18 protein-coding genes are annotated in these 15,301 nt (G+C 63.2%); 9 read left to right on the forward strand and 9 right to left on the reverse strand.

The features are described 5' to 3' along the window. Positions 1-48 precede the first annotated feature (48 nt). On the forward strand, positions 49-831 hold the full coding sequence (locus IB234_RS08370) for a TatD family hydrolase (protein ID WP_192316439.1): 783 nt from the start codon (positions 49-51) through the stop codon (positions 829-831). Positions 832-1,172: 341 nt separating this feature from the next. On the opposite strand, the gene IB234_RS08375 is transcribed toward IB234_RS08370, so the two are convergent. Then, positions 1,173-2,306, reverse strand: a complete 1,134-nt coding sequence (locus IB234_RS08375; protein WP_192316442.1) for an aminotransferase class V-fold PLP-dependent enzyme — start codon at positions 2,304-2,306, stop codon at positions 1,173-1,175. 76 nt (positions 2,307-2,382) lie between these two features. Here IB234_RS08375 and IB234_RS08380 point away from each other — a divergent pair, with 76 nt between their 5' ends. The 5 genes from IB234_RS08380 (at position 2,383) to IB234_RS08400 (ending at position 6,343) form a co-directional block, all read left to right on the forward strand. Next, positions 2,383-3,021, forward strand: a complete 639-nt coding sequence (locus tag IB234_RS08380; protein WP_192316444.1) for a TetR/AcrR family transcriptional regulator — start codon at positions 2,383-2,385, stop codon at positions 3,019-3,021. A 79-nt stretch (positions 3,022-3,100) separates the two neighbouring features. Then, positions 3,101-4,069, forward strand: coding sequence for a GTP 3',8-cyclase MoaA (locus IB234_RS08385; RefSeq protein WP_192316447.1), 969 nt, complete (start codon positions 3,101-3,103; stop codon positions 4,067-4,069). A 29-nt stretch (positions 4,070-4,098) separates the two neighbouring features. Next, positions 4,099-4,992 (forward strand): radical SAM protein, encoded by an 894-nt coding sequence (locus IB234_RS08390; RefSeq protein WP_192316449.1) that lies wholly within the window; start codon positions 4,099-4,101, stop codon positions 4,990-4,992. Positions 4,993-5,064: 72 nt separating this feature from the next. Next, positions 5,065-5,670: a DUF4823 domain-containing protein gene (locus IB234_RS08395; protein WP_192316451.1), complete on the forward strand. Its 606-nt coding sequence runs from the start codon at positions 5,065-5,067 to the stop codon at positions 5,668-5,670. A 103-nt stretch (positions 5,671-5,773) separates the two neighbouring features. After that, a complete protein-coding gene (locus tag IB234_RS08400) occupies positions 5,774-6,343 on the forward strand; it encodes a DUF1285 domain-containing protein (RefSeq protein WP_192316453.1) in 570 nt (189 codons plus the stop codon). A 25-nt stretch (positions 6,344-6,368) separates the two neighbouring features. Here the strand turns inward: IB234_RS08400 and IB234_RS08405 are convergent, their stop codons facing one another. From IB234_RS08405 to IB234_RS08440, 8 genes are all read right to left on the reverse strand, one after another. Beyond that, the gene (locus IB234_RS08405; protein ID WP_192316455.1) at positions 6,369-7,538 is read right to left on the reverse strand and encodes an MFS transporter; all 1,170 of its coding nucleotides are present in this window, start codon (positions 7,536-7,538) and stop codon (positions 6,369-6,371) included. A gap of 6 nt (positions 7,539-7,544) precedes the next feature. Next, positions 7,545-8,054 carry an HPP family protein gene (locus IB234_RS08410; protein ID WP_192316458.1) on the reverse strand — a complete coding sequence of 170 codons (510 nt, stop codon included), beginning with the start codon at positions 8,052-8,054 and terminating at the stop codon, positions 7,545-7,547. Next, positions 8,051-8,308 (reverse strand): DUF1272 domain-containing protein, encoded by a 258-nt coding sequence (locus IB234_RS08415; RefSeq protein WP_192316460.1) that lies wholly within the window; start codon positions 8,306-8,308, stop codon positions 8,051-8,053. Before IB234_RS08415 ends, IB234_RS08410 begins: the two co-directional genes overlap by 4 nt. 30 nt (positions 8,309-8,338) lie before the next feature. Continuing rightward, positions 8,339-9,322: a GlxA family transcriptional regulator gene (locus tag IB234_RS08420; RefSeq protein ID WP_225580452.1), complete on the reverse strand. Its 984-nt coding sequence runs from the start codon at positions 9,320-9,322 to the stop codon at positions 8,339-8,341. A gap of 106 nt (positions 9,323-9,428) precedes the next feature. Continuing rightward, complete coding sequence (locus IB234_RS08425; protein WP_192316463.1) at positions 9,429-10,520, reverse strand: DNA topoisomerase IB; 1,092 nt, start codon at positions 10,518-10,520, stop codon at positions 9,429-9,431. After that, positions 10,517-11,209 carry a DUF421 domain-containing protein gene (locus IB234_RS08430; protein WP_192316465.1) on the reverse strand — a complete coding sequence of 231 codons (693 nt, stop codon included), beginning with the start codon at positions 11,207-11,209 and terminating at the stop codon, positions 10,517-10,519. Before IB234_RS08430 ends, IB234_RS08425 begins: the two co-directional genes overlap by 4 nt. Positions 11,210-11,219: 10 nt before the next feature. Then, a complete protein-coding gene (locus IB234_RS08435; RefSeq protein ID WP_192316467.1) occupies positions 11,220-11,501 on the reverse strand; it encodes a DUF1652 domain-containing protein in 282 nt (93 codons plus the stop codon). Between the two features lie 132 nt (positions 11,502-11,633). Next, complete coding sequence (locus IB234_RS08440) at positions 11,634-11,900, reverse strand: hypothetical protein (protein ID WP_192316469.1); 267 nt, start codon at positions 11,898-11,900, stop codon at positions 11,634-11,636. A gap of 235 nt (positions 11,901-12,135) precedes the next feature. Between IB234_RS08440 and IB234_RS08445 the strand changes: the two genes are divergently transcribed. From IB234_RS08445 to putP, 3 genes are all read left to right on the forward strand, one after another. Then, on the forward strand, positions 12,136-12,327 hold the full coding sequence (locus IB234_RS08445; protein WP_192316471.1) for a PLDc N-terminal domain-containing protein: 192 nt from the start codon (positions 12,136-12,138) through the stop codon (positions 12,325-12,327). Positions 12,328-12,448: 121 nt separating this feature from the next. Next, positions 12,449-13,309 (forward strand): polyamine aminopropyltransferase, encoded by an 861-nt coding sequence (gene speE, locus IB234_RS08450; RefSeq protein ID WP_192316474.1) that lies wholly within the window; start codon positions 12,449-12,451, stop codon positions 13,307-13,309. Positions 13,310-13,762: 453 nt separating this feature from the next. Further along, positions 13,763-15,256, forward strand: coding sequence for a sodium/proline symporter PutP (putP, locus tag IB234_RS08455; RefSeq protein ID WP_192316476.1), 1,494 nt, complete (start codon positions 13,763-13,765; stop codon positions 15,254-15,256). Positions 15,257-15,301 lie beyond the last annotated feature (45 nt).

Below are 15,301 nucleotides of genomic sequence, written 5' to 3' on the forward strand. Positions count from 1 at the left end.
AGAAGCGCCCGGAATGGGCGCTTCGTCATTTCAGAGATAGAGAAATTCATGCTGGTTGACTCCCATTGCCACCTTGATCGCCTTGATCTGGCCGCTCATGACGGCTCCCTTGATGCAGCGCTGGATGCTGCTCGTGGTCGTGGCGTGCAGCATTTCCTGTGCATCGGCGTCAGTGCCGCCAATGCCGGCGCGGTTAAGTCGCTGGCCGAGCGCTACACAGACGTAGACTGCTCGGTGGGTGTTCATCCGTTGGATCTGGAGAAGGGCGAGACTCCGGCGCTGGACTGGCTGCTCGGAGAGTTGAACCATCCCAATGTGGTGGCCATCGGCGAGACTGGCCTGGACTATCACTACGAGCCCGAGGCGGCCGAGTTGCAGCAGCAGTCTTTCCGTCTGCATCTGGAGGCGGCCAGGGTCACCGGCAAGCCGGTCATCGTCCATACCCGCGAGGCACGTGCCGATACCCTGGCGCTGTTGCGCGAGGCAGCGTTGCCGCAGGCCGGCGTGTTGCACTGTTTCACCGAGGACTGGGAGATGGCAAAGGCGGCGCTGGACATTGGCTTCTATATATCGCTGTCCGGCATCGTGACCTTCCGCAATGCCGACGCCTTGCGCGAGGTGGCGCGCAAGGTGCCGGCAGAACGTCTGCTGGTGGAGACCGATTCGCCCTACCTGGCGCCCATTCCCTATCGCGGCAAGCCGAATCTGCCTCAGTATGTGCGCGAGGTGGCCGAGTTTCTGGCCATGGTGCGCGGAGAATCATTCGAAGCATTGGCTGCGCAGACCACGGCTAACTTCAAGCAATTGTTCCCGCTGGCGCGTGTGACCTGACACGATCCACTGCGCGTCGACCTGGCGTCGTTGGTAAAGTGCCTGGAGCGCCAGCCTGCGGCCGTTACTCCCGTTGCTCGTTTGCCGCCTCGTCAGGTTCTAGCTCGCAAGATCTTGAGAAATCGCGGACAAAAAAAACCCGGGTTCTGGGGGATGAATCCGGGTCAAGACCATTAGGAGTAAAACAAAGGTACGCGATCCACGGTACCTCGACTGGCGGGGCACTTGGGGGGAGATGCCGCACACCAGTCATCTCAGTATTGGCCAGGATTCCCTCTCGTCCAGATTGGTCGCCGCGGTTTCTTAAACGTATTTGGAATACCCCGACGGCTGCTGAGCACTCAGCCTTGTCGCAGCTGGCTCAGTACCGTCAGGCTTCGCTCGATCGACATCGGGTCGGTGTAGAAATGTGGCGACAGACGGATGCCTTTCCCCCGCTGTGCACAGATCACCTGCTGTTCCCGGAGTTTGGAGAACAGCGCTTGATTGTCCCAGCCGTCCTTGTTGAATGTCAGGATGCCGGCGCGTCGTGCCGGATTCAGCGGACTGTGCAGTTGAATGCCCGCGATTCGCTCAAGCCCCTCCTGAAGTTGCAGCACGCGTTCCTCGATCAGTTGCGCCACCTGCTGCATGCTCACTTCCTCCAGCAGCGACAGACTGGCCTCCAGTGCCATGGCGCCGAGCATGTTCGGGCTGCCACACTCGAAGCGCCGAGCGCTGCGGGCTGGCTGCCATTCGGTGCGGTCGTAGTCGCCGGCGTGCTCGAGCATGTGCCAGCCATATTCGTGCAGAGCGAGCTTCTCGCGCATGTCGCCGCGGCAATAGAACACGCCGAGGCCTTCCGGGCCGAGCATCCACTTGTGGCCGTCGGCCATGGCGAAGGCACAGTCGCAGGCCTGGACGTCCAGTGGCTGTGCGCCGAGCTGCTGGATGGCATCGACACAAAGCAGCACACCCTTGCCGCGGCATCCTGCGCCCAGGCGGGGCAGGTCCAGGCGTAGGCCGCTGGCGAACTGCACCGAACTGATCGACATCAACCGTGTGCGTGGTCCGCAGGCGGCCAGCAGCGCGCCTTCCGGATCGCTGCCAGCCAGGCTGACCTGTACCACCTCGACTCCCTGCGGCCCAAGAGCCTCCCAGACAATGCGGTTGGAGGGAAACTCCTCGTCGCTGATCACCACCTGGTCGCCAGGTCTCCAGTCGAGGCCGAAGGCCACGAAGGACAGGGCCTCAGACGTATTCTTCACCAGCGCGATATCGGCGGTGCTGGAGGCATTGAGCAGGCGAGTCAAGCGCTCGCGCAGGCGCTTTTCCACTTTCAGCCATTCTGGATAGTCTCGGGCGCCAGTCCCTATGTTCTCTTCGGCGAAGCGCCGTACGGCCTCGCTGGCGCGCTTCGGCCAGGGCGCCACTGCAGCGTGGTTGAGGTAGCACAGGCCGGGAACTAGAGGGAATTCGTCGCTTAATTTGAGCATTGGGTCGATGATCCGTGCATTTTCGTGCTGAACAGGCATAATGGCGCGCTTCGATTTTTTATCCTGTAGTCACTTCATGAACAAAGAACCTCGCAAAGTCCGTGAATTCCGTCGCCGCGAACAGGAAATTCTCGATACCGCGCTCAAGCTCTTCCTTGAACAGGGTGAAGACAGCGTGACTGTCGAGATGATCGCCGACGCGGTCGGTATCGGCAAAGGCACCATCTATAAGCATTTCAAATCCAAGGCCGAGGTCTATCTCCGCCTGATGCTGGATTATGAGCGCGATCTCAATGCTCTGTTCCTGTCCGACGACGTGGCGCGCGACAAGGAAGCGCTCTCGCGCGCCTACTTCGAGTTCCGCATGCAGGATCCTCAGCGCTATCGCCTGTTCGATCGTCTGGAGGAGAAGGTTGCCAAGGGCAATCAGGTGCCTGAGATGGTCGAGCAACTGCACAAGATCCGTGCCTCCAACTTCGAGCGTCTCACCCAGTTGATCAAGGGTCGGATCGCCGAAGGCAAACTGGAAGACGTTCCGCCGTATTTCCACTATTGCGCTGCCTGGGCGCTGGTGCATGGCGCTGTGGCGCTGTACCACTCGCCGTTCTGGAGCAGCGTGCTGGAGGATCAGGATGGTTTCTTCCAATTCCTCATGGACATCGGCGTGCGCATGGGCAACAAGCGCAAGCGCGAAGGCGAAGCACCGGCGGCCTGATGCCATTCAGCCTGCCAATGATGCGTTGCGCAATCGGCGGCGGGCTTATACTCCGGAATGAACATAGCCGGAGTTCTCCATGATCGTTGACCGCCAGGGTCGGCGTTTCCGCAATCTGCGTATCAGCCTGACCGCCGCCTGCAACTATGCCTGCACCTACTGCGTGCCGGATGGCAAGCGGCTGGTTGCGGCCCAGGACGAGCTGTCCGCCGAGGCAATGGTGCGTGGCGTGGCCTACCTGATCGAGGCGGCCGGCATCGAGCGCCTGCGCATCACTGGTGGCGAGCCGCTGGTCAGTCCCAAGCTTGAGCACTTCCTTCGCGAGACCAGTCAGTTGGGCCTGCAGGATATCGGCCTGACCACCAATGGCCAGTTGCTGTCGCGCAAGCTGCCGCTGTTGCTGGAGTGTGGTCTCAGGCGCATCAACGTGTCTCTGGACACCCTAGATCCCGGTGACTTCAAGCGCATCGCCCGCGGTGGCGACCTGCCCGCCGTACTGCAGGGCCTGGAAGAGGCGCGGTCTGCCGGGCTGAAGATCAAGATCAACATGGTGCCGCTGCGCGGGCAGAATCACGAGCAAGTGCTGCCGATGCTCGACTACTGCCTGGAGAATGGCTTCGAGCTGCGCTTCATTGAGCTGATGCGCATGGGGCATCTGGCGCGCGAGGGGGCTAGCTTCCAGCAGCAGTTCTATGGCATGCCCGAGCTGCTCGAGGCGGTGGCGGGTCGCCACGAATTCGTCCAGGCGCCGGCACCAGTGGATGCAACCGCGCTGCGTTACGAGATTCCTGGCCGCGGCTTCTTCGGCGTTATCGCCAACGAGAGCGTGCCGTTCTGCCGGACCTGCTCGCGCCTGCGCCTGTCCTCTGCTGGCTGGTTGCATGGCTGCCTTTCGTCGAGCAACCGCCATTACATCGGCGATCTGCTCGACAAGCCGCGTCACCAGGCTCTGCCGGCACTGCAGCGACTGTTGGTAAGGGCGCTCGCCGACAAACAGGATATCGCTTTCGCGGGGGGCGCCACCGTCATGAAAATCATCGGCGGCTAACGCGCCGCTCATCCACTTGTACGAAAGCCATGCCCGCCGAATTCCCCATCGCCTATATCGAGCCGGTGTTCCGTCCACCGAGCGAAGCCCATTCCCTCATCCTGCCGGTCACCAACGGCTGCTCCTGGAATGCCTGCACCTTCTGCGAGATGTATACCCAGCCTCAGAAGAAATTCCGTGCCCGGGATGAGGATCAGGTATTGGAGGAGATCCGCCAGGCCGGCGAGCGCCTGATCGTGCAACGTGTATTCCTCGCCGACGGCGACGCTTTGGTGTTGCCGACGCGGCGCCTGCTGGGAATCCTGCGGGCGATTCGCGAACACATGCCCGAGGTGGATCGGGTATCCAGCTACTGTCTACCGCGCAACCTGCGCAAGAAGTCGGTGGAAGAGCTCAAGGAGCTGGCCGATGCCGGGCTGAAGATGGCCTATGTCGGCTGTGAGTCCGGCGATGATGAGGTACTGGCGCGGGTCAACAAGGGCGAAACCTACGAGTCCAGTCTCAGTGCCCTGGACAAGCTCGGGCAGGCCGGTATCACCCGCTCGGTAATGATCCTCAACGGCCTCGGCGGCGCTACCCTGAGCGAGCAGCACGCCGACAACTCGGCGCGTCTGATGAACGCCGCCCAGCCGGAGTTCCTCTCCACCCTCGTGGTCAGTTTCCCGATGGGAGAAGAGCGTTTCCGCGAAGGCTTCACCAGCTTCCAGCCGCTCAGCCAGCAGCAGCTGTTCTATGAGGTGGAGCGCCTGTTGCAGGGGCTGGAACTGGATAACACCGTATTCCGCAGCGATCACGCCTCCAACTACTTGGTGCTCAAGGGCAACCTGGGCGCCGACAAGGCGCGCCTGCTGGCGCAGGTGCGTCAGGCTATCGAGCGGCCGCAGAGCGCACATCTGCGCCAGGAGTGGCAGCGTGGCCTCTGAAGCAAGGTTGGCGCGGAAGCTGCTATGACTCTCTATCCGCCGGTTTTCCGTCACCGGCAGGGAGGAAATGCAATGCGTAGCTTGATTCTGCTGCTGGCGCTGGTTGCGCTCGGTGGCTGCATGAAGGTCAGCGATATGGCTGCCGGCACCGAGTACCACCTGCGCGACGCGGGCGTGCTCGACCGCAGCGATACCCGCCGCTCCGCGTCTTGGCGCCTGCAGGCCGACTCGTTCATCTTCATCTCCCAGGCCCACTACGTGCCGCCGGGTGACGCGCGCCCGCGGCCCAATGTGGTGGCCGAGGAGGCCTTCAAGTCCTTCGTCGAATACTTCCCGCTGGTACGCCGTGCCAGCAAGCCGCAGGGACTGGACGAAGCGATGAACGAGGCTCGCATCGTGGGGGCTCACTATCTGCTCTACACCCGTTTCGCCGATGCCGATGACCGTATCGGCACGGTAGAGGAGTGGGAGGACCAGGAGGCGCTTGATCGGGTCGGTGTCGATTCCGGTGTCATCCAGCTGATGCTGATCGAGACCAGCACCCGTTATCTGGTCGATACGGCACGAATCCGCAATCGTGGCGGATTTATGACGCTGTACGACAACCAGCCGGCCGACCAGCTGCGTGCCCCATTCGACCAGTACGCGCGCACCCTGCTGGGCGTGAGTGCACGCTAGGTTCGCAGGATAAATAGGTTTTGCCTGGCTCCGCCCATATTCATCCGGCTGTTCAGACGGAACCGAGCCGTCATACTGTCGGCTGGACAGAGGAGGACTACGTATGACCGATCCGGGCAAGGCCGGCGACCTGTTGGCACAGATTCCCAAAGGCGAGGGCAAGGGCCTGCCGCCGGTACACCTGTGGAACCCGGATTTCTGCGGCGATATCGACATGCGCATAGCCAGGGACGGTACCTGGTACTACCTGGGAACGCCGATCGGACGCAAGCCGATGGTCAAGCTGTTCTCCACCATCATCCGCCGGGACGACGATAAGTACTTTCTGATTACCCCGGTGGAGAAGGTCGGCATCATCGTCGACGATGCGCCGTTCGTGGCAGTGACCCTGCAAGTCGAAGGCGAGGGGGAGGGGCAGGTGCTGCGCTTTACCACCAATGTCGATGACGAGGTCGAGGCGGGTCCCCAGCATCTGCTACGGGTCGAGATCGATCCCGAGAGCCAGGAGCCCGCTCCGTATCTGCATGTGCGCAGCAACCTGGAGGCATTGGTGCATCGCAATGTCTTCTATCAGCTGGTGGATATCGCGGTGGGGCGGGAGATCGATGGACAACTCTGGCTCGGGGTCTGGAGCAGCGGCGAGTTCTTCCCTATCGGGCCGCAACCGGATTGATCCGGCTGCCCAGATCGGGCTCCGGTCAGGCAACCTGGGCCTGACGTCCACTACTGATCAGCGCGAACAGAGCCACCACCAGCAGGCCGAGCATGGCCAGGTTCACAGGGTTCCAGCCTAGACCGCTGATCAGCATGCCCGACGCGAACGAGGCGGCCGCCGCCACTGCGCCATTGCCCAACTCCATCAGCCCCTGCGCCTGGCCCCGCTCCTCGGAGGAGTGACCTTGGCCTAGCAGGGTGGTACCGGCGACCAGCATCAGGTTCCAGCCCATGCCGAGCAGCATCGAAGAGGCCAGGAAATAGCTCTGCAGCTCGCCGGTCAGGGCGATAGTCGCGCTGGCGGTGAGTAGCACTATGCCGAGCAGTGCCACTCGCCGGCATCCGAGGCGATCCACCAGCGGGCCGGCGACGAAGGCCGGCAGGAACATGCCGATCATGTGCCAGCGGATCACCTCGGCACCCGCCTCCAGCGGTAGCCCGCAGAAACTCATGGCCAGTGGCGTGGCATTCATCACCAGCACCATCAGCCCGTTGCCGATGGCGGTGATGAGTACGGCATTGCGTACTACCGGCCGCACCAGCAGGGCGCTCATGGCCGCCAGACCACGGCTGGCGGGTGGTGGCAGGGCGCCCTGGCGCAGACCCAGAAGCAGCGGAATGGCCAGCGCGGTGAGCAGCGAGACCAACAGATAGGCGCCGACGAAGGGGCGCTCCAGCGCACCGCGCGCCCACAGGGTCAGCGTCGGCGCCAGCAGTGCGGCGCACAGGCCGCCGCCGATGACCCAGGCGGTGGCACGGCCCTTGTGAGCATCATCTACCGCCTCCAGGGCGGCGAAACGGTAGTACATGGCCGAGGCCTGATAGATGCCGATGGGCAATGCGCCGACGCAAAACAGCCAGAAATCCTCCAGCCATACGCCGGCCGCACTGAGCAGCCCGCCGAGGATGCCTGCACTGGCACCAAGCAGCAGCCCTGCGCGGCGGCCATGGCGCTGCATGAAGAGCGACAGCGGCTGGGTCGCCAACAGGTAGCCAAGCACCAGCAGGGCCAAGGGCAGGGTGGCCAGACCGTTGAGTGGCGCCAACTGCAGGCCGACCAGCGAGGTCAGGGTGATGCCGATCATCGCGCAGCTCCAGAACAGGGCCTGGGCGAGGAACAGACGCAGCAGCGTGGGGTTGCTCAGGAGAAGCATCGACGATCACCAGTACTTGGGGTAGCGCGCTTCGCGCGTGGCGTTGTTGTAGACCAGTGCGACCAGCACCAGCAGCAGGGCACCGGTCAGCGTGGGGAATAACAGGAAGCTCCAGTCCGGCTGGGCGAGGAAGATGATCACCGGGTTGGAGCCTGCCGGCGGATGCACGGTGCGGGTCGCCATCATCAGTGCGATGGCCGTGCCGACCGCCAGGGCCAGCGCCCACCACTGCGGGCCGAAGGCCTGCAGCAGAGCGATTCCGACCAGCGAGCTGAGCACGTGACCGCCGACCACGTTGCGCGGCTGCGAGAACGGCAGGTCGGGATAGCCGAACACCAGCACGCAGGAGGCGCCAAAGGAGCCGAGCAGCAGGCTCAGCGACAGCCAGTCACCGGTGCTGGCGACGCAGGCGATGGCCAGCGCGCCGCCGAGCCACGCCAGGCCGATCTGTTGCCAGCTGGCGCGGGGTGGCAGGGCTACGGCATCGCCGCGAAGTTTGTGCAGTAAGTGGGTCACGACGCCTGCTCCTGTGCTGGGCAGCCGGCCGGGTTGAGGGTTCGCTCGGTGGTGGCGGGATAGCTTTCCAGCTTGTTGGCCGGCCGGACCGGCCGGCGCACCAGCTCGCCTCTGCAGTTGGGGCAGTGGCCGTGCAGATGACTGGTGGCGCAGTCGACGCAGAACGTACATTCGAAGGAGCAGATGCGCGCATCCGGCGACTCCGGGGGGAGGTCGCGGTCGCAGCATTCGCAGCCGGGGCGCAGTTGCAGCATGATGATTCTCCTTGGTGCGAGAGGTGCGGTTCAGGCAAAACGCTCGGCGTAGTCCTGGGGGCTCACCGACAGGTGCTTGTGGAAGGTGCGGCGCAGGTTTTCCGGGTGGCGGAAGCCGGTCAGCCGAGCCACGGTGCCGATCGAAGCGCCGCTGTCCTGCAACAGGTTGCGCGCGGCCTCCAGGCGTAGTTGCTCGACGTAACGGCCGGGTCCCATGCCCAGTTCCTGAACGAACAGGCGCGATAGACTGCGGGCCGAGAGGTTGGCCTGTTGCGCCAGGGCATCCAGCGAGAGGTCGGCATCCAGGTGCTGCGCCATCCACTCCAGCAGGCTGAGGAGTCGGGGTGTCCGGCTGGCATCCGGAGCGAGCAGGGCGCTGAACTGCGCCTGTCCACCGGGGCGACGAAGGAACATCACCAGTCGCCGCGCCACGGCCAGGGCGAGAGGGCGGCCGAGATCGGCTTCGACCAGTGCCAGCGCCAGATCGATGCCGGCGGTGACGCCGGCGGAGGTGAACACATGGGCGTCGCCATCGCGGCCGCTCGGGTCATAGGTGTGCAGACGGTCGCCGTCTACGTCGATATCGCCGTGGCAGCGCAGGGCTTGCACATCGGCCCAGTGAGTAGTGGCGCGCCGTCCGTCGAGCAGTCCGCTAGCTGCCAGGATCAGGGCGCCGGAGCAGACCGAACCCAGGCGGCGGATCTGCGGCTCGGCGGTGCGCAGCCAGGCCAGCAGAGGCTGGTTGGCACACTGCGCGGTTTCGCCCAGACCGCCGGGAATCAACAAGGTGTCCAGCTCGCTCGGCGCGCAGTCGCGCCAGGACCCTTCGGCAACTATCTGGAAACCTGCGGAGGTAGCGATCGGACCGGCCTCATCGGCCAGCACCAGCGGGCGATAGGCCTCGGCCTGGCCCAGGCGGCGCAGCTCGACGTTGGCCGATGCGAACACCTGCAGCGGGCCGGTGACATCGAGGCTCATCACGTCGGGATAGATCAGGCTGGCGATGGTCTTCAACGAGGCGGTCCTCCGGAAACTGGAGGCCAGTCTGCGCGTACGTTGTTCTGGCAACAAGGACAATAAGCCCACAGATATTGCCAGGCTGGTGCATGTTGCCAGTCTCTCAACCGCTTTTGGACAGCTTCTCCAGAAACCGCAGCAGTAGGCTTTCTTCCTCGCGCAGGCCCTGGCGGGGCTTCGCAGCGCGCAATTTGGCCAGGCTGCCGTCGAGGAAGGCCTCGATCACGGCCGGGTGGATGTAGCACTTGCGGCAGATGGCCGGGGTGTTGCCGAGCAGGCGGGCGACCTGGCGAGTCACCTCCACCACCTGGCTTTTGGCCTCGCTGGCGTTGTCCGGGTGTAGCTCGCGCAGGTATTGCAGGGCGAGGGCGGTTCCGGCCCAGGTGCGGTAGTCCTTAGCGGTGAAGTCGCTGTCGGTGTGATTCTGCAGGTACAGGTTGACGTCCGCCGAGCTGACGCCACGGCGTTCTCCGGTTTCGTCCAGATACTGGAACAGTTGCTGCCCAGGCAGCTCCATGCAGCGCCGTACTGCGCGCGCGAGGCGCGGATGGTTGAGGCTGACGCGGTGTTCGATGCCGCTCTTGCCACGGAAGTGGAAGCGGATGGCGGCCCCAGCGACCTCGACATGGCGGTTGCGCAGGGTGGTGAGTCCGAAGGACTTGTTGTCGCGGGCGTACTGAGGGTTGCCGACGCGGATCAGTGTCGAGTCGAGTAGCGCGACCACCGTGGCCATCACCTTGTCGCGGCTCAGTTCGCGCAGGGCCAGATGTTGCTCCACCTGGCGACGCAGGCCGGGCAGGGCGCGGCCGAATTCGAGTAGCCGTTCGTACTTGTTGCAGTCGCGTACCTCGCGCCAACGTGGATGGTAGCGGTACTGCTTGCGTCCCCTGGCGTCGCGTCCGACCGCCTGCAGGTGGCCGCGTGGGTCTGGGCAGATCCATACGTCGGTGTAGGCCGGAGGAATCGCCAGAGCGTTGATTCGCTTGATCTCACTCTCGTCACGGATGCGCTCGCCATCGGCATCGAAGTAGACGAAGCGGCCGCGCAGTTTGCGCCGGCTGATGCCCATCTGCCGATCATCGACGTACACCAGGTCCGGGGGCAGCGACGGGCACAGGGCTGTACCGGTGTCTTCGCGCTCGTCCTCGGGAAGCGGCCGCTCACCTTCAGCCAGCGGACGTGCCTGCTCGGTCATCGTTCGCGCCTCCAATCCAGGGCATGGCTCCAGCTTCGGCCACCACAGCGTGCACAGCTGGGGTTCTGGCCGGCCGACAGTGGTTGGGGGTTGCCACATCGGACGCAGGCGTACAGGCCCTGTGCGGGTATCAGCTGGTGTTTCGGGTTGAGCGGCTCTGGCAGGACCGACAGGCCGCTGTGGGTCTCCTCGGCGGGAAAGAAGAACAGGCTGAGGTCGCCATCTACTTCGAGAATGCCCAGGCGAACCTGGCCCAGGTGCTCGACGCCGGCGCGGCGTAGCTCCATGTGGAATTCGTCGCTGGAGATGTTCTGCTCGTCGAGGGTGCCCAGCTCGAAAAGGCCGTCACGGATGATCACCACCGGCTTGCCCTCGACCCAGCTGCCGAAGCGCGGGCTGTGCTTCATTACCCGGGTGGTCAGGTTGTACAGCAGCAACAAGGTGGCGAACACTACGATGACCGGCAGCAATGGCACGTCGTCGTAGAAGGACACATCGCCGGCGGCCGAGCCGAGGGTAAGGATCACCACCAGTTCGAATACCGACAGCTGGCGCACGCCACGTCGACCGGAGACCTTGAGGAAGACGAATACCGCCAGATAGGCGAAGGCCGCGCGCAAGGCGACCTCGCCGAGGAATGCCAGGGGAAAGTCGTGGAGCAGGATGCGTTGCCAGTCGAAGGCTTCCATGGCGTATGCCTCAGCCCTGCGGGTTGCTCCAGGGCATCGACCAAGGCACCAGCTCGTAGCCGTCCTTGCTCAGCTCCAGGCGTGCAAGCTCGATCAGCCCGGCCAGGCGGGTGGCGTCGCTGTATTGCGAGCGCGCCACGTGGGCCTGGGATAGCAACTCGACTTCGCTGTCGTCGAAGACGCGGAAGGAGAAGCTGGCATCGTCGCGGTCCGCCCGGGTTTTGCAGGTGTGTGGCAGGAAAGCCTGCTCGACGATGCGTAATGCCTCGTCCAGATTGATGGCGCTATTCATGCTACCCCTCCGTCTGTGGCTGTTAGTGAATAGACGGGGCGGCAGACTTTAGGTTCGTTCAGAAAAGCGAAGCCCCCTCGGCCATTAGGCGGAGGGGGCTTCTGTTGGCGGCAGGCCGGGGCTGGAGATGGATTACTCGGGCATGCTCCATGGGTCGAGCGAATAACCCTGGCGGCTGATCTGCTCACGCGACTGGGACAATGCATCGGCCAGCTGTGCAGGATCGGCGTAGGTGTGGCTGGCCAGCTGGGCCTGGCCCAGGCGGCGGTTGGTGCGGTCGATCACCGCCAGAGTGATCAGGCCGGTACCATCCTGTGGCTGCCAGGCGACGCACTGGAACGGCTGGAAAGCGCGGCCAGCGATCAGAAGAGCTTCGTTTACGCGGAGCGAGGTATTCATGGGTCTGTTCTCCAAGGGATGCCCAATGTGCAATCCGGCCAGCGAAAGCACGTGTTGCCGCGGCCTGTGAACAGTTGATGATCAATCCTGACCTTGGAGTCACATCCTGTCGTGAAAACATAGGAATATGTCGCATGTCAGTGTTTTTTCGGTCTTTCCCGTTTCGTCCGTATTTAAGCGGGCTGGCGTGCCCCGGCTATCCTAAGCAGACCACCCTTCATATAGGAGAGTCGTCATGGGCTCCATGCTCAGCGGTCTGGTCAGTCTGATCATCCTTGCCCTGGACATCTGGGCGATCATCAACGTGATCAAGAGCAACGCGGAAACCGGGATGAAGATCCTCTGGGTGCTGCTGATCATCCTGCTGCCGGTACTGGGCCTGATCATCTGGGCGCTGCTGGGGCCGCGCGGCAACGTGCGCATCTGATCCACACATCCTGTTGCCATAGTCGGCTGGGGCCGCTGGGCCTGTCTTCCTATAATGCGCACCTCCTTCATGGGCGGGCGCTTGTCCGTCCGAATCCACCAGCGGCGACGGGGGACTACCCATGAGTGACTATCAGGAAACTCTCTACGACGGCTATGGCCAGCGCTTTCGCATGGACAGGCTGCTACATGAGGTGCGTACCGAGCACCAGCACCTGGTGATCTTCGAGAACGCCCGGATGGGGCGGGTGATGGCGCTGGACGGCGTTATCCAGACCACCGAGGCCGACGAGTTCATCTACCACGAGATGCTGACCCATGTGCCGATCCTGGCCCACGGCCTGGCCAGGCGCGTGCTGATCATCGGCGGTGGCGACGGAGGCATGCTGCGTGAGGTGCGCAAGCATCACGGCGTCGAGAGCATCACACTGGTCGAGGTTGACGGAGCGGTGGTCGACATATGCCGGGAGTTCCTGCCCAACCATAGTTGTGGCGCTTACGAGGACCCGCGTCTGAACCTGGTGATCGATAGCGGCATGAGCTTCGTGTCGACCACCGACGAGAGGTTCGACGTGATCATCTCTGACTCCATCGATCCGGCCGGGCCGGGCGAGATGCTGTTTTCCGACAACTTCCATCAAGCCTGCCGCCGTTGCCTGGACGATGGCGGCATCCTGGTGGCCCAGAACGGTACTCCCTTCATGCAGCTTGGTGAGGTGCAGAACACCGCCAGCCGCATGGACGGTCTGTTTGCCGACTGGCACTTCTACCAGGCTGCAGTGCCAACCCATATCGGTGGCAGTATGTCCTTCGCCTGGGGTAGCACCGATGCCGAATACCGTAAATTGCCCCTGGATACCCTGCGCCAGCGCTTCGTCGGTAGTGGAATCGTTACCCGCTACTACAACCCGGAGATCCATCTAGGTGCCTTCGCCCTGCCACAGTATGTGTTGCACGCGGTGAACAAGCCGAGCAACGACTGACTCGTCTGGCGGGAGCATCATCTCCCTCGGTCGAACGAGATATCGGGGCAATATCGCCTTCGGCTGAAGTCGAGAATCGGTCGCGACTCCGGAGTTTTCTGAAAAAACTCCGGAGTTTTTCGCAAGAACCCGTCACCTCCCTGTCACTAGAGTCCTGCATCCCGCTCCGGGGGCGGGTTTCGCGTTGCGCTTGTGCCGCCGGAGCAATGGGCTAAACCGAAGGTAGGGGCTTCCTTGCCGGTGGTCGCTATTGCGGCAGGGTGCACGATACGCACCTTGCGGTCGTTTCCGGGAGGGGAGCGATGTGATGTGGCGCCGGCTACGGGCGTCCGCCTTGCAATCCCCGGTTCAAACCGGGGTATCCGAGTGTCCGCCACGAACGGGCACGTATGCCAACCTGGCCGCGGACGACCCGTCGCGGCGCATAACAACAAACGAGAGGGCACCCTCCTCATGACAGCTAGCACCCCCATGCTGATTACTTTCGTGGTGTATATCGCCGCGATGGTTGCAATCGGCTTCGCTGCCTACCTGGCTACCAAGAATTTTTCCGACTACATCCTTGGCGGCCGTAGCCTCGGTAGCTTCGTGACCGCCCTGTCTGCCGGCGCCTCCGACATGAGTGGCTGGCTGCTGATGGGCCTGCCGGGCGCGATCTTCATCGCCGGTATCTCCGAGAGCTGGATCGCCATCGGCCTGATCATCGGTGCCTGGCTCAACTGGCTGTTCGTTGCCGGTCGCCTGCGCGTGCAGACCGAGCACAACGGCAACGCCCTTACCCTGCCGGACTTCTTCACTAACCGCTTCGAGGACAACAGCAAGATCCTGCGTATCTTCTCCGCGCTGGTGATCCTGGTGTTCTTCACCATCTATTGCGCTTCGGGCGTGGTGGCTGGTGCTCGCCTGTTCGAAAGCACCTTCGGCCTCTCCTACGACACCGCCCTGTGGGTCGGTGCCGCGGCGACCATCGCCTACGTGTTCATCGGTGGTTTCCTGGCAGTGAGCTGGACCGATACCGTGCAGGCCACCATGATGATCTTTGCCCTGCTGATCACCCCGGTGTTCGTGATCCTCGCCCTGGGTGACTTCGATGCGGCCATGACCACCATCGAACAGGCCAACCCGGCCAACTTCGACATGTTCCGCAACCTGTCCTTCATCGCGATCATCTCGCTGCTGGGCTGGGGCCTGGGCTACTTCGGCCAGCCGCATATCCTGGTGCGTTTCATGGCCGCAGACTCGGTCAAGTCGATCCCGGCTGCCCGTCGTATCGGTATGGCCTGGATGATCCTCTGCCTCGGCGGCGCCGTGGCTGTGGGCTTCTTCGGCATTGCATACTTCAACAACAACCCGGACCTGGCTGGCCCTGTTCATGAGAACGGCGAGCGCGTGTTCATCGAACTGACCAAGATCCTGTTCAACCCGTGGGTTGCCGGTGTGGTCCTGTCCGCCATCCTGGCGGCGGTAATGAGCACCCTGAGTTGCCAGCTGCTGGTCTGCTCCAGTGCCCTGACCGAAGACTTCTACAAGGCCTTCCTGCGTAAGGGCGCCTCGCAGAAGGAGCTGGTGTGGGTCGGCCGTGGCATGGTGCTGCTGATCGCTGTGATCGCCATCCTCATCGCGCAGAATCCGGAGAGCAAGGTTCTGGGCCTGGTGTCCTACGCCTGGGCTGGCTTCGGCGCCGCCTTCGGTCCGGTGGTGATCCTGTCCCTGATGTGGAAAGGCATGACCCGTAACGGTGCCCTGGCCGGCATGGTGGTCGGTGCCGCTACCGTGATCATCTGGAAGAACTGGATCGGCATGGGCCTGTACGAAATCATCCCGGGCTTCATCCTGGGCACTATCGCCATCCTGGTCTTCAGCCGCATCGGCAACGCACCGAGCCAGTCCATGTTGCAACGCTTCTACGAAGCGGAGAAGGAATACAAGGACGCTCATATCCGCTGAGTGTCGTTGCCTGCTCATCGGCGATCTGCCGGTGAGTACCCTGCA

Origin of the sequence: Pseudomonas sp. PDM16, from assembly GCF_014851865.1 — a bacterium.
In the GTDB taxonomy this organism is placed as follows: domain Bacteria; phylum Pseudomonadota; class Gammaproteobacteria; order Pseudomonadales; family Pseudomonadaceae; genus Aquipseudomonas.